This is a genomic window from Pelosinus sp. sgz500959 (genome assembly GCF_042610375.1).
Taxonomy (GTDB): domain Bacteria; phylum Bacillota; class Negativicutes; order DSM-13327; family DSM-13327; genus CTSoil-075.
This window is the reverse complement of record NZ_JBGJZL010000008.1, coordinates 55,787-72,546: the sequence shown is the minus strand read 5'-3', so window position 1 is coordinate 72,546 and position 16,760 is coordinate 55,787. Positions and strand designations below refer to the sequence as shown.

The following is a 16,760-nucleotide window of genomic DNA, read 5'->3' as shown; positions in this document are numbered from 1 at the left end:
TAAGAGGTGAGTTTGTTTGAAAAAACGAGTTGTAATAACGGGCTTAGGTGCAGTGACACCTGTAGGTATTGGTAAGGACGAGTTTTGGCAAGCTCTATTAGCTGGGAAGTCTGGCGTGGGTAAGATCACTCGTTTCGATGCAAGTGAATATACTACACAAATTGCGGGTGAGGTTAAGAATTTTGACCCATCTCAATATATTGATAAAAAAGAAGCAAAAAGAATGGATCGTTGCACTCAGTTTGCCGTTGCGGCTAGCAAGATGGCTTTTGATGATTCAGGTATTGATTTGGCATCAGAAGATTTGACTCGTATTGGTACAATGATTGGTACTGGTATTGGCGGCATGGATGCCCTTCACGATCAATATAAAAATCTGTTTGATAAAGGCCCTAATCGTGTCAGCCCGTTTTTTATACCTATGATGATTGGTAATATGGCTGCAGGACAAACTTCAATTACTTTTGGATTGCAAGGACCATGCAGTTGTGTTGTTACAGCGTGTGCAACAGGTACAAATGCCATCGGTGATGCATTTAAGGTCATTCAACGTGGAGATGCTGATGTAATGGTAGCCGGTGGTACTGAAGCTGCTATTTCTCCCATTGCAGTTGCTGGTTTTTGTTCCATGAAAGCTATGTCGACTCGTAACGATGAACCAGAAAAAGCATCTCGTCCTTTTGACAAAGACCGTAATGGTTTTGTAATGGGTGAAGGCGCTGGTATCGTGATTCTTGAATCTTTGGAACATGCTACTGCTAGAGGTGCCGTAATTCTTGCAGAAGTGATTGGTTATGGCTTTAATGCTGATGCTTATCACATAACAGCCCCTGCCCCTGAAGGAGCGCAAGCAGCAAAATGTATGGCAATGGCTCTTCGTGATGCAGGCATTGAACCTGAGGCTGTTGATTATATCAATGCTCATGGTACTTCTACTCCTATGAATGACAAAAATGAGACATTAGCGATTAAATCATTGTTTGGTGCACATGCATCTAAATTAGCCGTCAGTTCCACTAAATCCATGACTGGACATTTATTAGGTGCATCAGGTGGTATCGAATGCATTGCAACGACATTGACATTAATAAATGATATAATTCATCCAACAATTAACTATGAAACTCCTGATGAAGAATTGGATTTGGATTATGTTCCGAATAAAGCTCGTAAACAAGTTGTCAATGTAGCACTCTCTAATTCTTTTGGTTTTGGTGGCCATAATGCAACGATTCTGTTGAAGAAGTTCCAAAACTAGGTTTGTGATGAGTGAAATGCTAAACAAGCATAGACTACATGCATTGCAAAAACTTTCCACCAAATTGGGTGTGCAGTTTGGGAATGTCAATCTTCTGCATCAAGCCCTTACTCACACTTCCTATGCAAATGAATGTAAACATACAACGATGCTGCATAATGAACGTTTAGAATTTCTAGGTGATGCTGTATTGGATGTTGTTGTGAGCGAATATTTATTTCGCCAATTTCCAAATCTTCCTGAGGGAGAATTGACAAAGGCGAGAGCTGTTGTCGTTTGTGAGCCTACTTTAGCACGTTGCTCAGCAGAACTTGGCATTGGTGAATATTTATTTCTTGGAAAAGGTGAAGCTGGGTCAGGTGGCCGTGAGCGGACATCTATTTTGGCAGATGCTTTTGAAGCCATTATTGGTGCTATTTATCTCGATAATGGTTTTGAAAATACGGCTACTTTTGTGTTGAAGCAACTTCAAACAGACCTATCACTCCTTGCTCGCGGTGAATATGTGAAAGATTATAAAACACTGCTTCAAGAAGTTGTTCAGAAAAACACTGATAGTAAGATTATTTATGAAATTATCGATGAGACGGGCCCTGATCATCATAAGGTGTTTAAGGTGGCAGTACACGTTAATGGAAAACAGTTGGGTAGTGGACAAGGTAAAAGTAAAAAAGAAGCTGAGCAGCACGCTGCAAAGCAAGCGTTAATTGAATTGAAAGTGATAAACGACTAGGGCTTATGCCTGCGTCTCAAGACTTGGCATAGGCCAAGTCTTTTCTTACTATAAAAGGGACAAGGGGACAGGTTGAGTGTCCCCTTTGTTTTGGGACACTCAACCTGTCCCCTTGTCCCTTGTCTTGGAGGAAGGCATAATGAAACATTATATTATCCCCGTATTCATTCCTCATTATGGATGTACACATGCTTGTGTATTTTGCAATCAGCAAAAAATAACGGGTCAGACAGTGCCAGTATCAGCTCAAGAAGTTACTGGTATCATTGAAGAACATCTAGTAAGAATCACTGAAAAACGTCATATTGAAGTTGCTTTTTATGGTGGAAGTTTTACCGCTCTTGATCTTAAAGTTCAGCAAGATTTACTTACACCTGCTTATGAGGCTTTACAGTGTGGAAAAATTCATGCCATTCGTCTTTCAACACGTCCAGATTGTATTACGGAGGGAATTGTACAAAATTTGATTAACTTTGGGGTATCGACGATTGAACTTGGTGTACAATCTCTTGATGACAAAGTATTAGAGGCAAGTGCGAGAGGGCATAGCAGTGGTGCTGTTGTGCAAGCTGTTGCTGTGATTAAAAAGATGGGGCTCTCTTGTGGTATCCAGGTCATGCCAGGACTGCCTGGAGAAGATTGGGCAAGCCTTATTAGCACTGCGCAAGGCATTGTTCAGCTTGCGCCTGATTTTGTGCGTGTTTATCCCACTCTTGTGATTGCTAATACTCAATTGGCTACAATGTACAATGATGGGAGGTACGATGCTCTGCCTATCTCCGGAGGAGTCAGTCGCGCTGCTTATTTGAAAATACTTTTTGCTCAATATCATATACCAGTCATTCGCACTGGTTTGCAAGCGACGGAAGATCTGGGTAACCCTGAGATTGTACTCGCAGGACCTTATCATCCCGCTTTTGGTGAAATGGTTGATTCCTATCTTTTTTATTTGATGGTTGCTCATTTTGCTGAAAGCGTTATATTAGAAAAAAATAGTAAGATCTTGGTTCATCATCATACTCGTGATACTTCTAAACTAAGAGGCATGTCAAATTGTAATATAAAGAAACTACAGCGCATATACAATATGGATCAGCTTGTGCTGAAGGCTGATGGTCTAAAGTTAGATGAAGTGCTGATTGAGTATCAAAATCTATCTTATATCATCAATAAAAAAATGATTTATTGCATTTAAATTCTAAAAGAGGAATTATTAGGAAATGAACAGAATACTATAGAGTATAGTAAGCCCTGATACCAAAAGGAGGTTACATAATGGATGTTCTAAAAGTATCTGCAAAATCAAATCCTAAATCTGTAGCAGGCGCCTTGGCTGCGGTGCTAAGAGAAAGAGGCACTGCTGAAGTACAAGCAGTGGGGGCCGGGGCAGTGAATCAAGCAATAAAAGCAATTGCTATAGCTCGAGGATTTGTTGCGCCTAATGGTATTAATCTGATCGCCATTCCTGCTTTTGCTGAAATTGTAATTGACAGTGAAGAGCGCACTGCGATTCGTTTTATTGTGGAACCTAGATAGTTTTCTTAAATTTTTACAAAAGAAACCTGTTTGCGATGCAAACAGGTTTTTTGCACCGAACTCATAACCTATTAGCTTATTGTGTAAATGGCAGGTACATGGTAAAATTTAAAGGTTAAGCAACTATAAAAATTATAATAATATGTGTGGTGAGTTAATTTGCTATTGCGCAGACTTGAAGCTTATGGCTTTAAATCTTTTGCTGATAAAACAGAAATTGAATTTGGACCTGGCATCACTGTTGTTGTCGGACCCAATGGCAGTGGAAAAAGTAATATTTCCGATGCCATTCGTTGGGTGCTGGGTGAACAAAGTATTCGTACTTTGCGGGGTACTAGAATGGAAGATGTGATCTTTGCAGGTAGCTCTGGTCGTCGTCCTCTTGGAATTGCTGAAGTATCCTTAACTTTTGATAATAGTGACGGTACATTGCCGATCGAATTTAGTGAAGTGATTATTACCCGTCGGGTCTTTCGTTCTGGAGATAGTGAGTATTTTATCAATAAAGGGCTATGCCGTTTAAAAGATATTTATGAATTATTGGCCGATACAGGGCTTGGACGCGATGCAATGAGTGTTATTGGACAAAATAAAGTAGATGAAATATTAAATAGTAAACCAGAAGATCGTCGTTTATTATTTGAAGAAACAGCTGGCATCACAAAGTATAAACAACGTAAAAAAGATGCAATGCGTAAATTAGACGACACAACTCAAAATCTGATTAGGGTGTCAGATATAACAAATGAACTAGCCATTCAGCTTGTTCCCTTAGCAGAGAGTGCAGAACGCACTAAAAAATATAATAAAATACAATCTGAATTAAGAAGTTGTCAAGTCACACTTCTTGTCAATATCCTAGAAAAATCAGAAAAAATGGTAGAAAGTGCGACCTTACAGAAGAATCATCTAACCGAACAAGATGTGGCTATTAGCACTGAGATTAATTTAAAAGAAACTGAAAAAATTCAAGGAACAACAAAGCTTATTGAGGCTGATGAGAAGCTTGCCTTTTATGCAAATTCCATGAATCAAGCTGATCATGAGTTAGAACGAGTTCGTGGTAAAATTGCAGTCATTAAAGAGCGAATGATTCATAGTCAACGTAGCAAAGATCGAATTACGGATGAACAAAGGCGTATTGAAGAACAAACGAATGAAATTACAGAAAAAATACGTGGTGCTCATGATGTATTGACCAGTCAGCAAACTCTTGCTAAACAGTTGAGCCAAGATCTAGATGATCAAAATTCATCTTATAATCAAATAACAACAGAAATTCAACAGGTTCAGCAACAGTTAGAAACAGATAAAGAAAAAACCTTTAATTATTTACATGAAATTGTTGCTGAGCGTAATAAAGTGACTACGATTGAGCGAGATTTGATTAGAATACAAACTCGGCAACAAGATTTTGAACAAGAGTATCAAGACCATCAAGAACAATTAAATCATATGACAACTGCAGCGAATACAATTCTTTCTGAGCAACAAGCTGTAAAAATAAACTTAGTTGAGTTACATAAAGAGCAGGAATCAATTGAAAAAAACAAACAAATTAAAGGACAACATCTACAGCAAATAGCCCAAAAAGAAAAACAACTGCTGATTCAAGTGAATGAATTAAATTCACGATTTAAAATACTATCAAATATGCAAAATGAATATGAGGGTTTTGCCCGTGGTATTAAAAGTGTTTTAAAAAGTGATGCAAGTTGGCATTCAGGTATTTGTGGTGCTGTAGCGCAAATTCTAACAGTACCAGATCAGTATGTAACAGCGATTGAGATTGCTTTAGGTGGTGCTGTGCAACATATTATTACGGAAAATGCAGAAATTGCTAAACAGGCGATGTATTTTTTAAAAACTAAAAACTTAGGACGGGCAACATTTCTCCCTCTTGATACAATTAAGCCTTTTAAACCACGAGATGGGGAAAAAGCGGCAGCCAATGCACCAGGTTCTTTAGGATTTGCTGCGAACCTCGTCAGTTGCGAACCGCGTTATCGTCCTATCATTGAATCTTTATTAGGGCGCACAATTATTGTCGATCATATTGATAGTGGGCTCAAAATTGCAAAAGAACAAGGCTACTCTGTAAAAATAGTGACTTTAGAAGGCGAACTCTTAAATCCAGGTGGGTCGATGACAGGTGGCAGTACGAATAAACGGGATAGTAGTTTTATAAGTCGTAACAATGCCATCACGGCCATTACACAAAATTTAGATGAAGGGAAAGTTAACTTAGTAGCAGTGCAACAACAGGTAGAATCCATTCAAAAAGAAATTTCGGAAATTGAGCAAGAAATCCTTAATCTTCAGCGTAAACGTCAACAAACAGAAGTCCGGCAAGCCGAAATTGCTGTACATGCTGAAAAAATCCAACTTGATATTAAACGGCTTACCATAGGAATTGAAAATATACATTCTGAAAAAGTAACCTGTCTAGAGGAAGAAAAACAACTAAAAGAGTCGTTAACTCAAACTCATGTGACAATTGCTACATTGGAGAAACGGGATCATGCTCATCAAGAAGAGTTAACTGTTGGACAACAAAAACATCAAGAACTGCAAAATGCGAAGGATGAATTGCAGAAAAAAGTAACGGATCTTAAGATTGAATTAACAGAGATCCAACAGAAGATCACAGCAATTGTTGCTAATTGCCAACAATATGAACAATCAAAACAAACTTTAAAACGACAACTTGATCAGTTGGAAGCTGAAAGCAATGAGCTATCGACACAAGCATTGCAAGCAGATCAAGATTTAGCTAAGATGGGCATTGAACAAGCAACCTTATCTGAACAAAAAATCAAAGATGAAGAGCAACATAAAGCTCAATATGAGACGAAATTACGGATTTTATCCACGTTACAACAGTTAGAGAAAGAAATAAAAGAACTACGGCGTAAATCACATGATTTGCAAACTCGTTTGCATGAGAGTGAGTTATTAGCAACAAAATATACCTATGAAGTCAGTAATTCACGAGAAAAACTCGAACAGCAATTCACTTTGACCATAGAGGAAGCCAAGAAAATTTGTCTTACTGACCACATCGGCAATATTAGCAAATTGGCCAAGGACTTAGAAAAGGAAATCTTGGCATTAGGTCCAGTCAATCATGCAGCTCTTGATGAGTTTACCCATTTGCAAACGCGCTATGATTTTTTACAAAAACAATATCAGGATTTAGTATCAGCGAAAGAATATTTGGCGTCTATTATTAGTGACATTGATAAGACCATGTCGGAAAAATTTATAGAGTCGTTTACAAAAATTAATGAATATTTTAGTGATATATTCATTCGATTATTTGGCGGAGGCAGTGCTGAACTTAAATTGATTGATCCTGATAATATGCTCAATACAGGGATTGAAATTATTGTACAGCCACCAGGCAAAAAACTGCAAAATCTGGTATTATTATCAGGTGGGGAGCGAACACTAACTGTTATCGCTTTATTATTTGCATTTCTGACCTATCGTCCAACCCCTTTTATTGTAGTTGATGAAATTGATGCATCCTTGGATGAAGCTAATGTAGAACGCTTGAGTCAATTTTTAGAGGATTATTCCAAGCATACTCAATTTATTGTAGTGACCCATCGTAAGGGGACAATGGAAGTTGCGACGGTAATGTATGGAGTTACCATGGAACAATCAGGAGTCTCGCGTTTAATTTCAGTCAAGTTAATGGACAAAACTGGATAATATAAATAGATAAATGGAGGTAATAGAGTATGGGATTTTTTGATAAACTAAAAGCAGGATTAGAAAAAACAAGGAAAAGTTTCACAGAAAAAATTGAGAAATTGGTGATAGGGTATGCCACCATTGACGATGAATTTCTCGATGACCTAGAAGCTGTTTTATTATCAGCAGATGTAGGGATACAAACAACGACAAAATTAATGGCTGATATTAGAAAGGGCATTAAAAATAAAGAAATAAATAGTCCTGAAGATTTAAAACCTTTTTTACAAACTAAAATCAGTGATATGCTTGCTGATTCTGTCGCTGAAACTAAAATGGCAACAAGCGGGCCAACTGTCATTGTGGTGGTTGGAGTGAATGGCGTAGGTAAAACGACCACTATTGGAAAGCTTGCGCAATATTATAAAGAACAGGGCTTAAAAGTGATGTTGGCAGCAGCGGATACCTTTCGTGCAGCAGCTATTGACCAACTAGAAATTTGGGGTGAACGAACAGGCACTGAAGTCATTAAACATAGTGAAGGATCTGACCCAGCAGCCGTCGCCTTTGATGCAGTGCAGTCAGCCAAAGCAAAAAAAGTGGACTTACTCATTGTTGATACGGCAGGACGATTGCATACTAAATCCAACTTAATGGAAGAATTGAAAAAAATAAGTCGTGTCATCAGCCGTGAAATCCCTGATGCACCTCATGAGACCTTTTTGGTACTTGATGCCACAACTGGGCAAAATGCTGTAAATCAAGCCAAGGTTTTTGGTCAAGCTGCTGATTTATCAGGTATTGTATTAACAAAACTTGATGGTACAGCCAAAGGCGGAGTGGTCATCGCCATTAAAGCCGAGCTGAACTTACCTGTCAAATGGATTGGTGTAGGGGAATCAGCAAGTGACTTACGTCCTTTTGTTCCACAAGACTTTGTACAAGCATTATTTGGTGACAAGTAAAAATACTTGACAACCTTTTGTATTAAGGTTATACTATGTTAGTAAAGTAATTGTGTCGCTTGTTACAGGGTCGTAGAAGTTCTATGCCCTACAGTGAAACTATTTGAAACATAGAACTCTTCCCAGTGCAAAGGTGGTAACCATGTTAGAGAAAGTCTTGCGTATTGTCATACTGTTCGATTTTTATGGCTCACTTTTAACTGAGAAACAACAATTTGCTCTTGAAATGCATTGTTTGAAAGATTTTTCATTGGCTGAAATTGCTGATGAACTTGGCGTATCACGTCAAGCTGTTCATGACTTATTAAAACGTGCAGAGCAAATACTGATGGATTATGAAGAAAAACTTAAGTTTGTTGAACGTTACCAACGTGAACAACAAACTCTACAACATATATACAATTTGATTGAGAAATTACCAGACAGCATACGGTACATACCTGAACTAGATTCAGCGGTAAAAGAACTAAATTGCTTGTTAGACTATTCAAAAGAGGTGTAATATGGTTTTTGAGGGTTTAGCCGATAAGTTTCAACAAACTTTTAAAAAATTGCGTGGTAAGGGCAAACTAGCAGAAGCTGATGTTAATGAGGCGATGCGGGAAGTTCGGATGGCTTTACTTGAAGCCGATGTTAATTTTAAAGTTGTTAAAGATTTTATCGCCAAAATTAAAGAACAAGCCGTTGGGCAAGAAGTTATGGGAAGCCTTACGCCAGCTCAATTTGTTATCAAAATCGTCAATGATGAATTGACAAATCTAATGGGTGGAACACAAAGTCGTCTGACTGTTTCTTCAAGACCACCAACAGTCATCATGTTAGTTGGGCTTCAAGGAGCTGGTAAAACAACGACGGCAGGTAAATTAGCACATTTATTGAAAAAACAAAGTAAGCGTCCATTATTAGTGGCTGCTGACATATATCGTCCTGCTGCGATTAAGCAATTGCAAGTTCTTGGCGGACAACTGGATATTCCTGTTTTCGCAATGGAAGAATGTAAAGATGCTGTACTCATTGCACAAAAAGCGATTGAGTATGCTCTATCTCATACGAGAGATACAGTGATTATTGATACTGCTGGTCGTCTGCACATCAATGAAGAGTTGATGGAAGAATTAAAATTAATTAAGAAAATTGCAAAACCACATGAAATCCTTTTAGTCGTTGATGCAATGACTGGACAAGATGCTGTTGGTGTTGCTGAATCCTTTAACCAGGATCTTGGTCTTGATGGTGTTATTCTCACAAAACTTGATGGTGATGCTCGCGGTGGTGCAGCTTTATCCATTAAAGCAGTGACTGGTTGTCCAATAAAATTTGCTGGGATGGGCGAAAAACTTGATGCTCTCGAGCCATTCCATCCTGATCGTATGGCATCTCGTATTCTAGGAATGGGCGATGTCATGAGCTTGATTGAGAAAGCTAGCGCTACCATTGATTTGGAACAAGCCAAAGAAATGGAAAAGAAATTCCGTAAAGATGATTTTAACTTGGATGATTTCCTGGAGCAATTGCAACAAGTGCGCAAATTAGGCCCTCTCGATCAAATCCTTGGTATGATCCCAGGTATGGGTAATTTGAAAAAATTACAAGATGTAAAAATCGATGAAAAAGAATTAACTCGCACCGAAGCTATTATTCGCTCCATGACAAAAAAAGAACGTCGCGATGCATCAATTATTAATGGCAGCCGACGTAAACGGATTGCTCTTGGTAGTGGTACTCGTGTGCAAGATGTAAATAAATTATTAAAGCAATTTGTAGAAGCTAAAAAAATGATGAAAAAATTCCAAGATATGCAAAAAAATGGTAAAAAATCTTTTGGTGGTTTCAAAATGCCATTTATGTAAATTTAAATAAGATATTCTATGAAGGAGGTGATTCTTGTGGCAGTAAAAATTCGTTTAACACGTATGGGTGCGAAAAAACATCCTTTCTATCGTATCGTTGTAGCTGATTCTCGTGCTCCTCGTGACGGACGTTCTATCGAAACTTTGGGACATTATGATTCCACTGTAGAACCAGCAATTATTAAAATTGATGAAGATAAAGCTATTAGTTGGATGCAAAATGGTGCACAACCAACCGATACTGTAAAATCTCTTTTCAGCAAAACTGGTATCATGAAAAAATGGGATGAACTAAAGCGTACTAAGAAAGAGGCGTAATAACTGTGAAAGAATTAGTTGGAGTTATTGCCAAAGCGTTAGTGAAAAACCAAGATGAAGTGCGGGTCACAGAAGTTTGTGATGCTGCGACCACTATTTACAGTCTTCACGTCTCGCAAGAAGATATGGGTAAAGTGATTGGCAAACAAGGGCGTATTGCGAAAGCTATGCGTACTGTTGTCAAAGCGGCAGCCATTCGTGAAAACAAAAAAGTAATGGTGGAAATTATTTAGTCTGGTGTATGAAACACGACAAAATCATAGATACTATTAGAAAAGGTTCAAATGCAGGTTGCTCATAGCGGGTAACCTTGCAGATGAACCTTTTCCAACAATATTGAAAGGTAGGAAGATAATATGGATACAATTACTTTAAAGTGCCCCATTATGATTAAATCTAAAGTAACTGAGGATTTGAAACAAAAACTAATTGCTGATCTTCAAGATGGCTTAAATAAAGTTGAAATGGAATTACAACAATTATCATTTCATGCAAAACGTATGATGGATGAGCAAGCTGAACTTGACGCTGAAGGGCTTCCAGCACTACGCCAACATATTGAAGTTGAAAACCAAAAACGTTTTGACTATAAAAATCAATTAGTAGCAAAACTAAAAGAAACAGAACAATTGGAAATTGGTGCAGAAATTTCTCAAGGAAACTTGGAACAAATTGTGACCTTGAAAGTTGGAGATAATTTACACGATTTTATGAGTGCTGAGATTTTGCTAGAAGATGGCAAAATTATCGCCTTTAGAAACTAAGATTATGTCTGATACGATGATTAAAATTGGACAAATCCTTGCTCCACAAGGGGTACGGGGTGAAGTGCGCGTCATGCCGCTGACGGATTTTCCTGAACGTTTTAAAACACTAAAAGTCGCACATCTTGATGATGGTACAAATTTGCAAGTTGAAAGTGTACGTTATCATCGACAGTTTGTATTATTGAAGTTCTCTGGACTTGATAATCGAAATATGGTTGAGCAGTTACGTCATAAAATGATCGAAATTGAACGTAAGGATTTGATGCCATTACCTGAAGGTCATTATCATGTTTTTGATATCATTGGTCTCTCTGTGTATAATGAGCAAGACGAATTCCTAGGAAAAATTTCTGATATCTTGCAAACTGGCAGTAATGATGTTTATATTGTTGAACAACAAAATAAACAACCTTTACTCATTCCAGGGCTTAAAAGCGTTGTTTTACAAATTGATATTGCAGCTGGCAAAATGATTGTAAAATTGCAGGAAGAATGGGAATAAGCATGCGAATTGATATTGTTTCCTTATTTCCTGATATGTTTGCTGGTCCTTTTGGTCATAGCATTCTGAAACGGGCGCAAGAGGCAGAAATTTTACATATTAATGTGGTGAATCCTCGGGATTTTACCTTTGATAAACATCATACAGTGGATGATACTCCTTTCAGTGGTGGAGCAGGTATGGTGATGAAACCAGAGCCTATCTTTAGAGCTGTAGAAAGTATCGTTGAATCGAGTCAAATCACCAATCGGCGCATTATTTTAATGTGTCCAGGCGGTTCTCCTCTTGACCAAGATAAGGTCAAAGAATTAGCAGAGTATGATCAGCTTATTTTGTTATGTGGACATTATGAAGGTATTGATGAACGAGTTCGATTACATTTAGTTGATGAAAGCATTTCAATTGGTGATTATGTTTTGACTGGTGGAGAATTGCCGGCAATGGTCATCACTGATGCTGTTGCTAGAATGTTGCCTGGTGTTCTTGGTTCAAGCAGTTCAGCTCCCCAGGACTCATTTTATAATGGCTTATTAGAATATCCACAATACACTCGCCCTCGTGAATTTCAAGGTATGGAAGTACCAGAGATTGTTTTATCTGGTGACCATGCTAAAATTAATCGTTGGCGGCATAAGCAATCACTCAAAAACACTCTTGAACGGCGACCTGATTTATTAAAAAATAGAGAATTGAGTTTAGATGATAAGAAACTATTAGCAGAAATCATCGCTGAGCAGACTGGAGGTTAGTATGGCATTACCAATTTACCTCGGCTTAGTACATTACCCCATCTATAACAAGAATGAAGAAATCATTACAACGGCCATTACTAATTTTGACATTCATGATATTGCCCGTACTTCACGTACCTATGATTTAAAAAAATATTTTATTATCCATCCTCTTGAAAGCCAAACGCGGTTAGCCCAAGAAATCATGGATTACTGGCAGCACGGCTATGGCGGTCAATATAACCCTGACCGTTTAGAAGCTTTTAGTGTGCTTGATATTAAGTCAGATATTCAAAGTGCGGTGGAGTATATTACGCAGAGGGAAGGGACTCGTCCCATCATTATTACCACTGATGCCCGCAAATTTCCTAACAGTATATCTTACAAAAATATGCGTGAACAGATCGAAGAGACTGGTAAACCTTATTTGATTTTGTTTGGTACAGGTTGGGGAATTGAGAATTCTGTTATGGCAGAATTTGATTATATCTTAGAACCTATTTATGGTCCTGGTGATTATAATCATCTACCTGTACGAGCAGCGGTAGCCATTATTTTGGATCGCCTTCTTGGAGAAAAATGGTGGGTATAAGAAAAAAATAGTCCCTATCTATTGAATTTGCAATTAAGTTATGATATAATTTTTAAGGTGTAACGGACGGTCCACTGTACAATCGAAATTGACATGAACGTCTAGGATAAGGAGGAAATAGTTGTGAATATTATTCAAGCATTAGAACAAGAACAATTACGTCAGGATATTCCATCATTTAAATCAGGAGATACTGTACGGGTTCATGTTAAAGTTGTGGAGGGTACTCGCGAGCGTATCCAGTTATTTGAAGGTGTAGTGATTGGCAGAAGCAACGGTGGGATACGTGAAACTTTTACAGTTAGACGCGTTTCTTACAATGTTGGTGTAGAACGTACTTTCCCAGTACATTCCCCACGTCTGGATAAAATTGAAGTTGTACGTAAAGGTATTGTACGTCGTGCTAAACTTTACTACTTACGCAAACTTAAAGGTAAAGCAGCTCGTATTAGAGAAAGACGCTAGAAGTTATTTAGGGACTGTTTTCAGTCCCTTTTTTTCACAAAATCAAAAAATACAAGATTTTTTTGATTTCGAGCAAAGGCAATTGAGGCTTGGCGTAAGCCAAGTTTTCTTTGTTTACAGAGGAGGTATGTAACAATGAGTGACACTAATTTGGGCGAAGAAATTAAAGATTGGGTCGTTTCTATCCTCATTGCTGTTGTGTTAGCCTTTTTTATTAGATACTTTATTGTTGAATTATATATGGTTGAAGGACCGTCCATGCGTCCAACGCTGGTCACTAGTGAGCGTTTAGTGGTGAATAAATTTATTTATCGCTTTAAAGCTCCCGAAAGAGGCGATGTACTCGTATTCCGTTATCCTAAAGATCCGAGTCGGGACTTTATTAAACGGGTTATTGCTGTAGCTGGTGATACCATTGAGATAAAAGATGGCCGTGTATTTGTAAATGACCAGTTGTTAAATGAAACTTATATTCTAGAAAAAACACGTGGTTCTTATCCGCTATCAACTGTGCCCGAAGGTCATATTTTCGCAATGGGGGATAATCGCAATAACTCAGAAGATAGTCGTTTTCGGGATGTTGGATTTGTGCCTCTAGAACTAGTCAAAGGCAAAGCCGTAATGATTTTTTGGCCAATAGACAACATAAAAACCCTTCCGTAGGTTAGAATAGAGATAGGATGGTGTGGGACACAAAGGAATCTATGATACTCCTTTGTGTCCTTTGTTCCTTGCTACTGAACATGGTATAAACTAGCGTAGTGGTAAAAATAGCATTTTAGAGAGTGATAATAATGGATAATTTAAATATTAATTGGTTTCCAGGGCATATGACAAAAGCTTTGCGTATGATGCGCGCCAATTTAAAATTGGTGGATGTAGTCATCGAACTGCTGGATGCTCGTATTCCTTACAGTAGTGCCAATCCCGTGATGAATGAACTATTAGAAGGTAAACCGCGTGTTGTCGCCCTTAATAAAGCCGACCTTGCAGACCCAGAGTGGACAAAAAAATGGATTAAGCATTTTAGTACTCAAGGGCATCAGGTTGTGGCCTTGGATGCGATGACTGGTTCAGGGACAAAAGCGTTGGTCAGTCAAGTCGAGCAACTTGGGTATCAGAAAGCAACTAAACTCGTATCTAAAGGCGTTAATGCACGTGCTGTTCGAGCTATGATCTTAGGTATTCCTAATGTTGGTAAATCTTCCTTAATTAATAATTTAAATGGTGTGAATGTGGCACGTGTTGCTGATAAGCCAGGAGTTACGCGGGGAAAACAGTGGATTAAAATTGGTCGAAATTTAGAACTTCTTGATACACCGGGTGTTTTATGGCCAAAATTTGAAGACGTTGAAGTTGGCTTTAGGCTGGCTATTACAGGAGCCATTAAGGAAGATATTTACGATCTTGAAAAAGTCGCAGTGCGCATGCTTACTTTACTGAGTGAGCAATATCCTGAGAGGCTGATTGAACGTTACAATTTAACAGCACCACTTCCCGAGGATCCAACTGAAATTTTAGAATTAATTGGAAAACGCCGCGGTTGCTTACGCAGCGGAGGCATCATTGATTATGAAAAAGCTAGACGGTTGATTCTTAAAGAATTCCGTGATACGAAATTAGGACGATTTACATTAGATCGTCCAGGAGAGATCCGCGTATTAGTGGATACAGAAAAATAGGAATAAAGGGTAGCACTTGCTATCCTTTATTTTTTTCTTTAAAACAGGGATTGTCTTATGAATCAAGAATATATATGATAGATTATAGAATTTTCAACTATACATAATAAATATGTTATATGTACTTTAAGATAGTCGATTAGGAGGGATATTTTTGGGCAGTAAGAGCATGACAGTCACACAAATTACTCAATTATTAGGAAGTAATGATGTGTCAATTGATATAATCAATGATCTTAAACAAGATTCACGTATTTCTGTCAGTCGTTTGCTTATGAAATGGGAACAGAGACAAGAAAAACTTTTATTGGAGAAAGAACGTATACAAGGACTCTATGAACAAGAACGTTTATTAAAAAACTGTGGCTATGATCTAATTGCTGGTGTAGATGAAGCAGGTCGCGGACCGCTTGCTGGACCGGTCGTTGTCGGTGCTGTTATTTTGCCGTTAGGATTTCATCTCCCTCTCATTAATGACTCTAAGAAATTATCAGCTAAGCAAAGAGAAGAGCTTTATGATGTAATCAAAGAGGTAGCGATCGATGTGCAATCTACAGTTATTGATATTGAGACTATCGACCATGTGAATATTTATCAAGCCACGATACTAGGAATGTATCGCACCATTGGACAGTTTTCACCTCAGCCTCATGCGGTTTTAATCGATGCGGTGCCCTTACCTGATTTAGCAATGCCTTCTGTATCTTTGATTGGTGGTGATGCAATCAGCGCTTCTATCGGGGCTGCATCAATTATTGCTAAAGTCGAACGAGATCGCCTCATGCTAAAACTTGATGAGGAATATCCACAATACGGTTTCGCCAAACACAAAGGATACGGTACGGCAGAGCATATGAGAGCATTACAACAATATGGTCCGTGCCCAATCCATCGAAAAAGTTTTGAGCCTATTAAATCATGGAAAACAACTAATCATGAGTAAAAATGAAACTGAAAAACCAAAGCAACAGGCTGTAGCCTTACGTTACCAACAACAAAATAGTACGGCACCGAAAGTCATTGCAAAGGGATCAGGGTTTATTGCTGAAAAGATATTAGCCACTGCTACGCAAAATTCCATTCCTGTATATCAAAATAAAACATTGGTCAGTATGCTAATGGCGGTCGAACTTGACAGGGAGATTCCCCCAGCATTATATCAAGCCGTTGCTGAAATTTTAGCCTATGTCTATCAAGTTGATCAAAAAATAGGCAAAAGAAATAGTGATCGTCTCTAAGTAATAGAATGACATTAGTAGTTATTGGAAATAGTATACTGAGGTGTTTTATGATGAATAACATCGAGGTAGGAAATCTTGGCGAACAGGCTGCTGCTGATTATCTACATCAGTCTGGTTATGAAGTTTTAACACGAAAATATCGAACTAAAATAGGTGAGATTGATATTATTGCAAAGCTTAAAGATACAGTCGTATTTGTAGAAGTGAAAACCAGACGGAGCACTCGTTGTGGCTTCCCTGCAGAAGCTGTTACTTACCGGAAACAACAAAAAATAATGAATACGGCGATGTATTATCTTAGCTATACAGATCAGACTCAGCTTTATTGTCGTTTTGATGTAATCGAAGTATTTTTATCAGATCGAACTATGATAAAATATAATCATATTATAGATGCATTTCGAGCATAAGGTAGGTGTAA

The 16,760-nt window shown here is 38.1% G+C and carries 20 protein-coding genes; all 20 read left to right on the top strand.

The genetic code is table 11. From position 1 onward, the window contains the following. Positions 1-16: 16 nt before the first annotated feature. The 20 genes from fabF (at position 17) to ACAN52_RS13555 (ending at position 16,749) form a co-directional block, all read left to right on the top strand. Positions 17-1,258, top strand: coding sequence for a beta-ketoacyl-ACP synthase II (fabF, locus tag ACAN52_RS13650; protein WP_378955454.1), 1,242 nt, complete (start codon positions 17-19; stop codon positions 1,256-1,258). A 7-nt stretch (positions 1,259-1,265) separates the two neighbouring features. After that, positions 1,266-1,991, top strand: coding sequence for a ribonuclease III (gene rnc, locus ACAN52_RS13645; protein ID WP_378955453.1), 726 nt, complete (start codon positions 1,266-1,268; stop codon positions 1,989-1,991). 139 nt (positions 1,992-2,130) lie between these two features. Beyond that, positions 2,131-3,186, top strand: coding sequence for an elongator complex protein 3 (locus ACAN52_RS13640; protein WP_378955452.1), 1,056 nt, complete (start codon positions 2,131-2,133; stop codon positions 3,184-3,186). Between the two features lie 80 nt (positions 3,187-3,266). Continuing rightward, complete coding sequence (locus ACAN52_RS13635) at positions 3,267-3,527, top strand: stage V sporulation protein S (protein ID WP_378955451.1); 261 nt, start codon at positions 3,267-3,269, stop codon at positions 3,525-3,527. 165 nt (positions 3,528-3,692) lie between these two features. Next, complete coding sequence (gene smc, locus ACAN52_RS13630; protein ID WP_378955450.1) at positions 3,693-7,244, top strand: chromosome segregation protein SMC; 3,552 nt, start codon at positions 3,693-3,695, stop codon at positions 7,242-7,244. A 29-nt stretch (positions 7,245-7,273) separates the two neighbouring features. Then, positions 7,274-8,191: a signal recognition particle-docking protein FtsY gene (ftsY, locus tag ACAN52_RS13625; RefSeq protein ID WP_378955449.1), complete on the top strand. Its 918-nt coding sequence runs from the start codon at positions 7,274-7,276 to the stop codon at positions 8,189-8,191. A gap of 142 nt (positions 8,192-8,333) precedes the next feature. Beyond that, the gene (ylxM, locus tag ACAN52_RS13620; protein WP_378955448.1) at positions 8,334-8,693 is read left to right on the top strand and encodes a YlxM family DNA-binding protein; all 360 of its coding nucleotides are present in this window, start codon (positions 8,334-8,336) and stop codon (positions 8,691-8,693) included. A 1-nt stretch (position 8,694) separates the two neighbouring features. Then, the gene (gene ffh / locus ACAN52_RS13615) at positions 8,695-10,041 is read left to right on the top strand and encodes a signal recognition particle protein (protein WP_378955447.1); all 1,347 of its coding nucleotides are present in this window, start codon (positions 8,695-8,697) and stop codon (positions 10,039-10,041) included. Between the two features lie 36 nt (positions 10,042-10,077). Further along, positions 10,078-10,359, top strand: coding sequence for a 30S ribosomal protein S16 (gene rpsP / locus ACAN52_RS13610; RefSeq protein ID WP_378955445.1), 282 nt, complete (start codon positions 10,078-10,080; stop codon positions 10,357-10,359). A 5-nt stretch (positions 10,360-10,364) separates the two neighbouring features. Further along, positions 10,365-10,592 (top strand): KH domain-containing protein, encoded by a 228-nt coding sequence (locus tag ACAN52_RS13605; protein ID WP_378955444.1) that lies wholly within the window; start codon positions 10,365-10,367, stop codon positions 10,590-10,592. A 123-nt stretch (positions 10,593-10,715) separates the two neighbouring features. Further along, positions 10,716-11,123: a YlqD family protein gene (locus tag ACAN52_RS13600; protein ID WP_378955443.1), complete on the top strand. Its 408-nt coding sequence runs from the start codon at positions 10,716-10,718 to the stop codon at positions 11,121-11,123. Next, entirely contained in the window at positions 11,095-11,628 is a 534-nt protein-coding gene (gene rimM / locus ACAN52_RS13595) for a ribosome maturation factor RimM (protein ID WP_378955442.1), read from the top strand. The genes ACAN52_RS13600 and rimM overlap by 29 nt, the downstream gene beginning before the upstream one ends. 2 nt (positions 11,629-11,630) lie before the next feature. Beyond that, positions 11,631-12,377: a tRNA (guanosine(37)-N1)-methyltransferase TrmD gene (gene trmD / locus ACAN52_RS13590; RefSeq protein WP_378955441.1), complete on the top strand. Its 747-nt coding sequence runs from the start codon at positions 11,631-11,633 to the stop codon at positions 12,375-12,377. A 1-nt stretch (position 12,378) separates the two neighbouring features. Next, a complete protein-coding gene (locus ACAN52_RS13585) occupies positions 12,379-12,951 on the top strand; it encodes an RNA methyltransferase (protein ID WP_378955440.1) in 573 nt (190 codons plus the stop codon). Positions 12,952-13,074: 123 nt separating this feature from the next. Further along, positions 13,075-13,416 (top strand): 50S ribosomal protein L19, encoded by a 342-nt coding sequence (rplS, locus tag ACAN52_RS13580; protein ID WP_378955439.1) that lies wholly within the window; start codon positions 13,075-13,077, stop codon positions 13,414-13,416. 135 nt (positions 13,417-13,551) lie between these two features. Beyond that, positions 13,552-14,079, top strand: coding sequence for a signal peptidase I (gene lepB, locus ACAN52_RS13575; RefSeq protein ID WP_378955438.1), 528 nt, complete (start codon positions 13,552-13,554; stop codon positions 14,077-14,079). Between the two features lie 131 nt (positions 14,080-14,210). After that, positions 14,211-15,098: a ribosome biogenesis GTPase YlqF gene (ylqF, locus tag ACAN52_RS13570; RefSeq protein WP_378955437.1), complete on the top strand. Its 888-nt coding sequence runs from the start codon at positions 14,211-14,213 to the stop codon at positions 15,096-15,098. Positions 15,099-15,267: 169 nt separating this feature from the next. Further along, a complete protein-coding gene (locus tag ACAN52_RS13565) occupies positions 15,268-16,041 on the top strand; it encodes a ribonuclease HII (protein ID WP_378955641.1) in 774 nt (257 codons plus the stop codon). Then, positions 16,034-16,336, top strand: coding sequence for an EscU/YscU/HrcU family type III secretion system export apparatus switch protein (locus ACAN52_RS13560; protein ID WP_378955436.1), 303 nt, complete (start codon positions 16,034-16,036; stop codon positions 16,334-16,336). The genes ACAN52_RS13565 and ACAN52_RS13560 overlap by 8 nt, the downstream gene beginning before the upstream one ends. 53 nt (positions 16,337-16,389) lie before the next feature. Then, entirely contained in the window at positions 16,390-16,749 is a 360-nt protein-coding gene (locus tag ACAN52_RS13555) for a YraN family protein (RefSeq protein WP_378955640.1), read from the top strand. Positions 16,750-16,760: the final 11 nt, after the last annotated feature.

Coding starts and splice junctions, on each gene's coding strand:
- ACAN52_RS13635 (WP_378955451.1), top strand. CDS start 3,267: ATGGATGTTCTAAAAGTATCTGCAAAATCAAATCCTAAATCTGTAGCA.
- ylxM (WP_378955448.1), top strand. CDS start 8,334: ATGTTAGAGAAAGTCTTGCGTATTGTCATACTGTTCGATTTTTATGGC.
- ACAN52_RS13560 (WP_378955436.1), top strand. CDS start 16,034: ATGAGTAAAAATGAAACTGAAAAACCAAAGCAACAGGCTGTAGCCTTA.
- ACAN52_RS13565 (WP_378955641.1), top strand. CDS start 15,268: ATGACAGTCACACAAATTACTCAATTATTAGGAAGTAATGATGTGTCA.
- ffh (WP_378955447.1), top strand. CDS start 8,695: ATGGTTTTTGAGGGTTTAGCCGATAAGTTTCAACAAACTTTTAAAAAA.
- lepB (WP_378955438.1), top strand. CDS start 13,552: ATGAGTGACACTAATTTGGGCGAAGAAATTAAAGATTGGGTCGTTTCT.
- ACAN52_RS13555 (WP_378955640.1), top strand. CDS start 16,390: ATGAATAACATCGAGGTAGGAAATCTTGGCGAACAGGCTGCTGCTGAT.
- ftsY (WP_378955449.1), top strand. CDS start 7,274: ATGGGATTTTTTGATAAACTAAAAGCAGGATTAGAAAAAACAAGGAAA.
- ylqF (WP_378955437.1), top strand. CDS start 14,211: ATGGATAATTTAAATATTAATTGGTTTCCAGGGCATATGACAAAAGCT.
- ACAN52_RS13600 (WP_378955443.1), top strand. CDS start 10,716: ATGGATACAATTACTTTAAAGTGCCCCATTATGATTAAATCTAAAGTA.
- rimM (WP_378955442.1), top strand. CDS start 11,095: ATGGCAAAATTATCGCCTTTAGAAACTAAGATTATGTCTGATACGATG.
- rnc (WP_378955453.1), top strand. CDS start 1,266: ATGAGTGAAATGCTAAACAAGCATAGACTACATGCATTGCAAAAACTT.
- trmD (WP_378955441.1), top strand. CDS start 11,631: ATGCGAATTGATATTGTTTCCTTATTTCCTGATATGTTTGCTGGTCCT.
- ACAN52_RS13585 (WP_378955440.1), top strand. CDS start 12,379: ATGGCATTACCAATTTACCTCGGCTTAGTACATTACCCCATCTATAAC.
- ACAN52_RS13640 (WP_378955452.1), top strand. CDS start 2,131: ATGAAACATTATATTATCCCCGTATTCATTCCTCATTATGGATGTACA.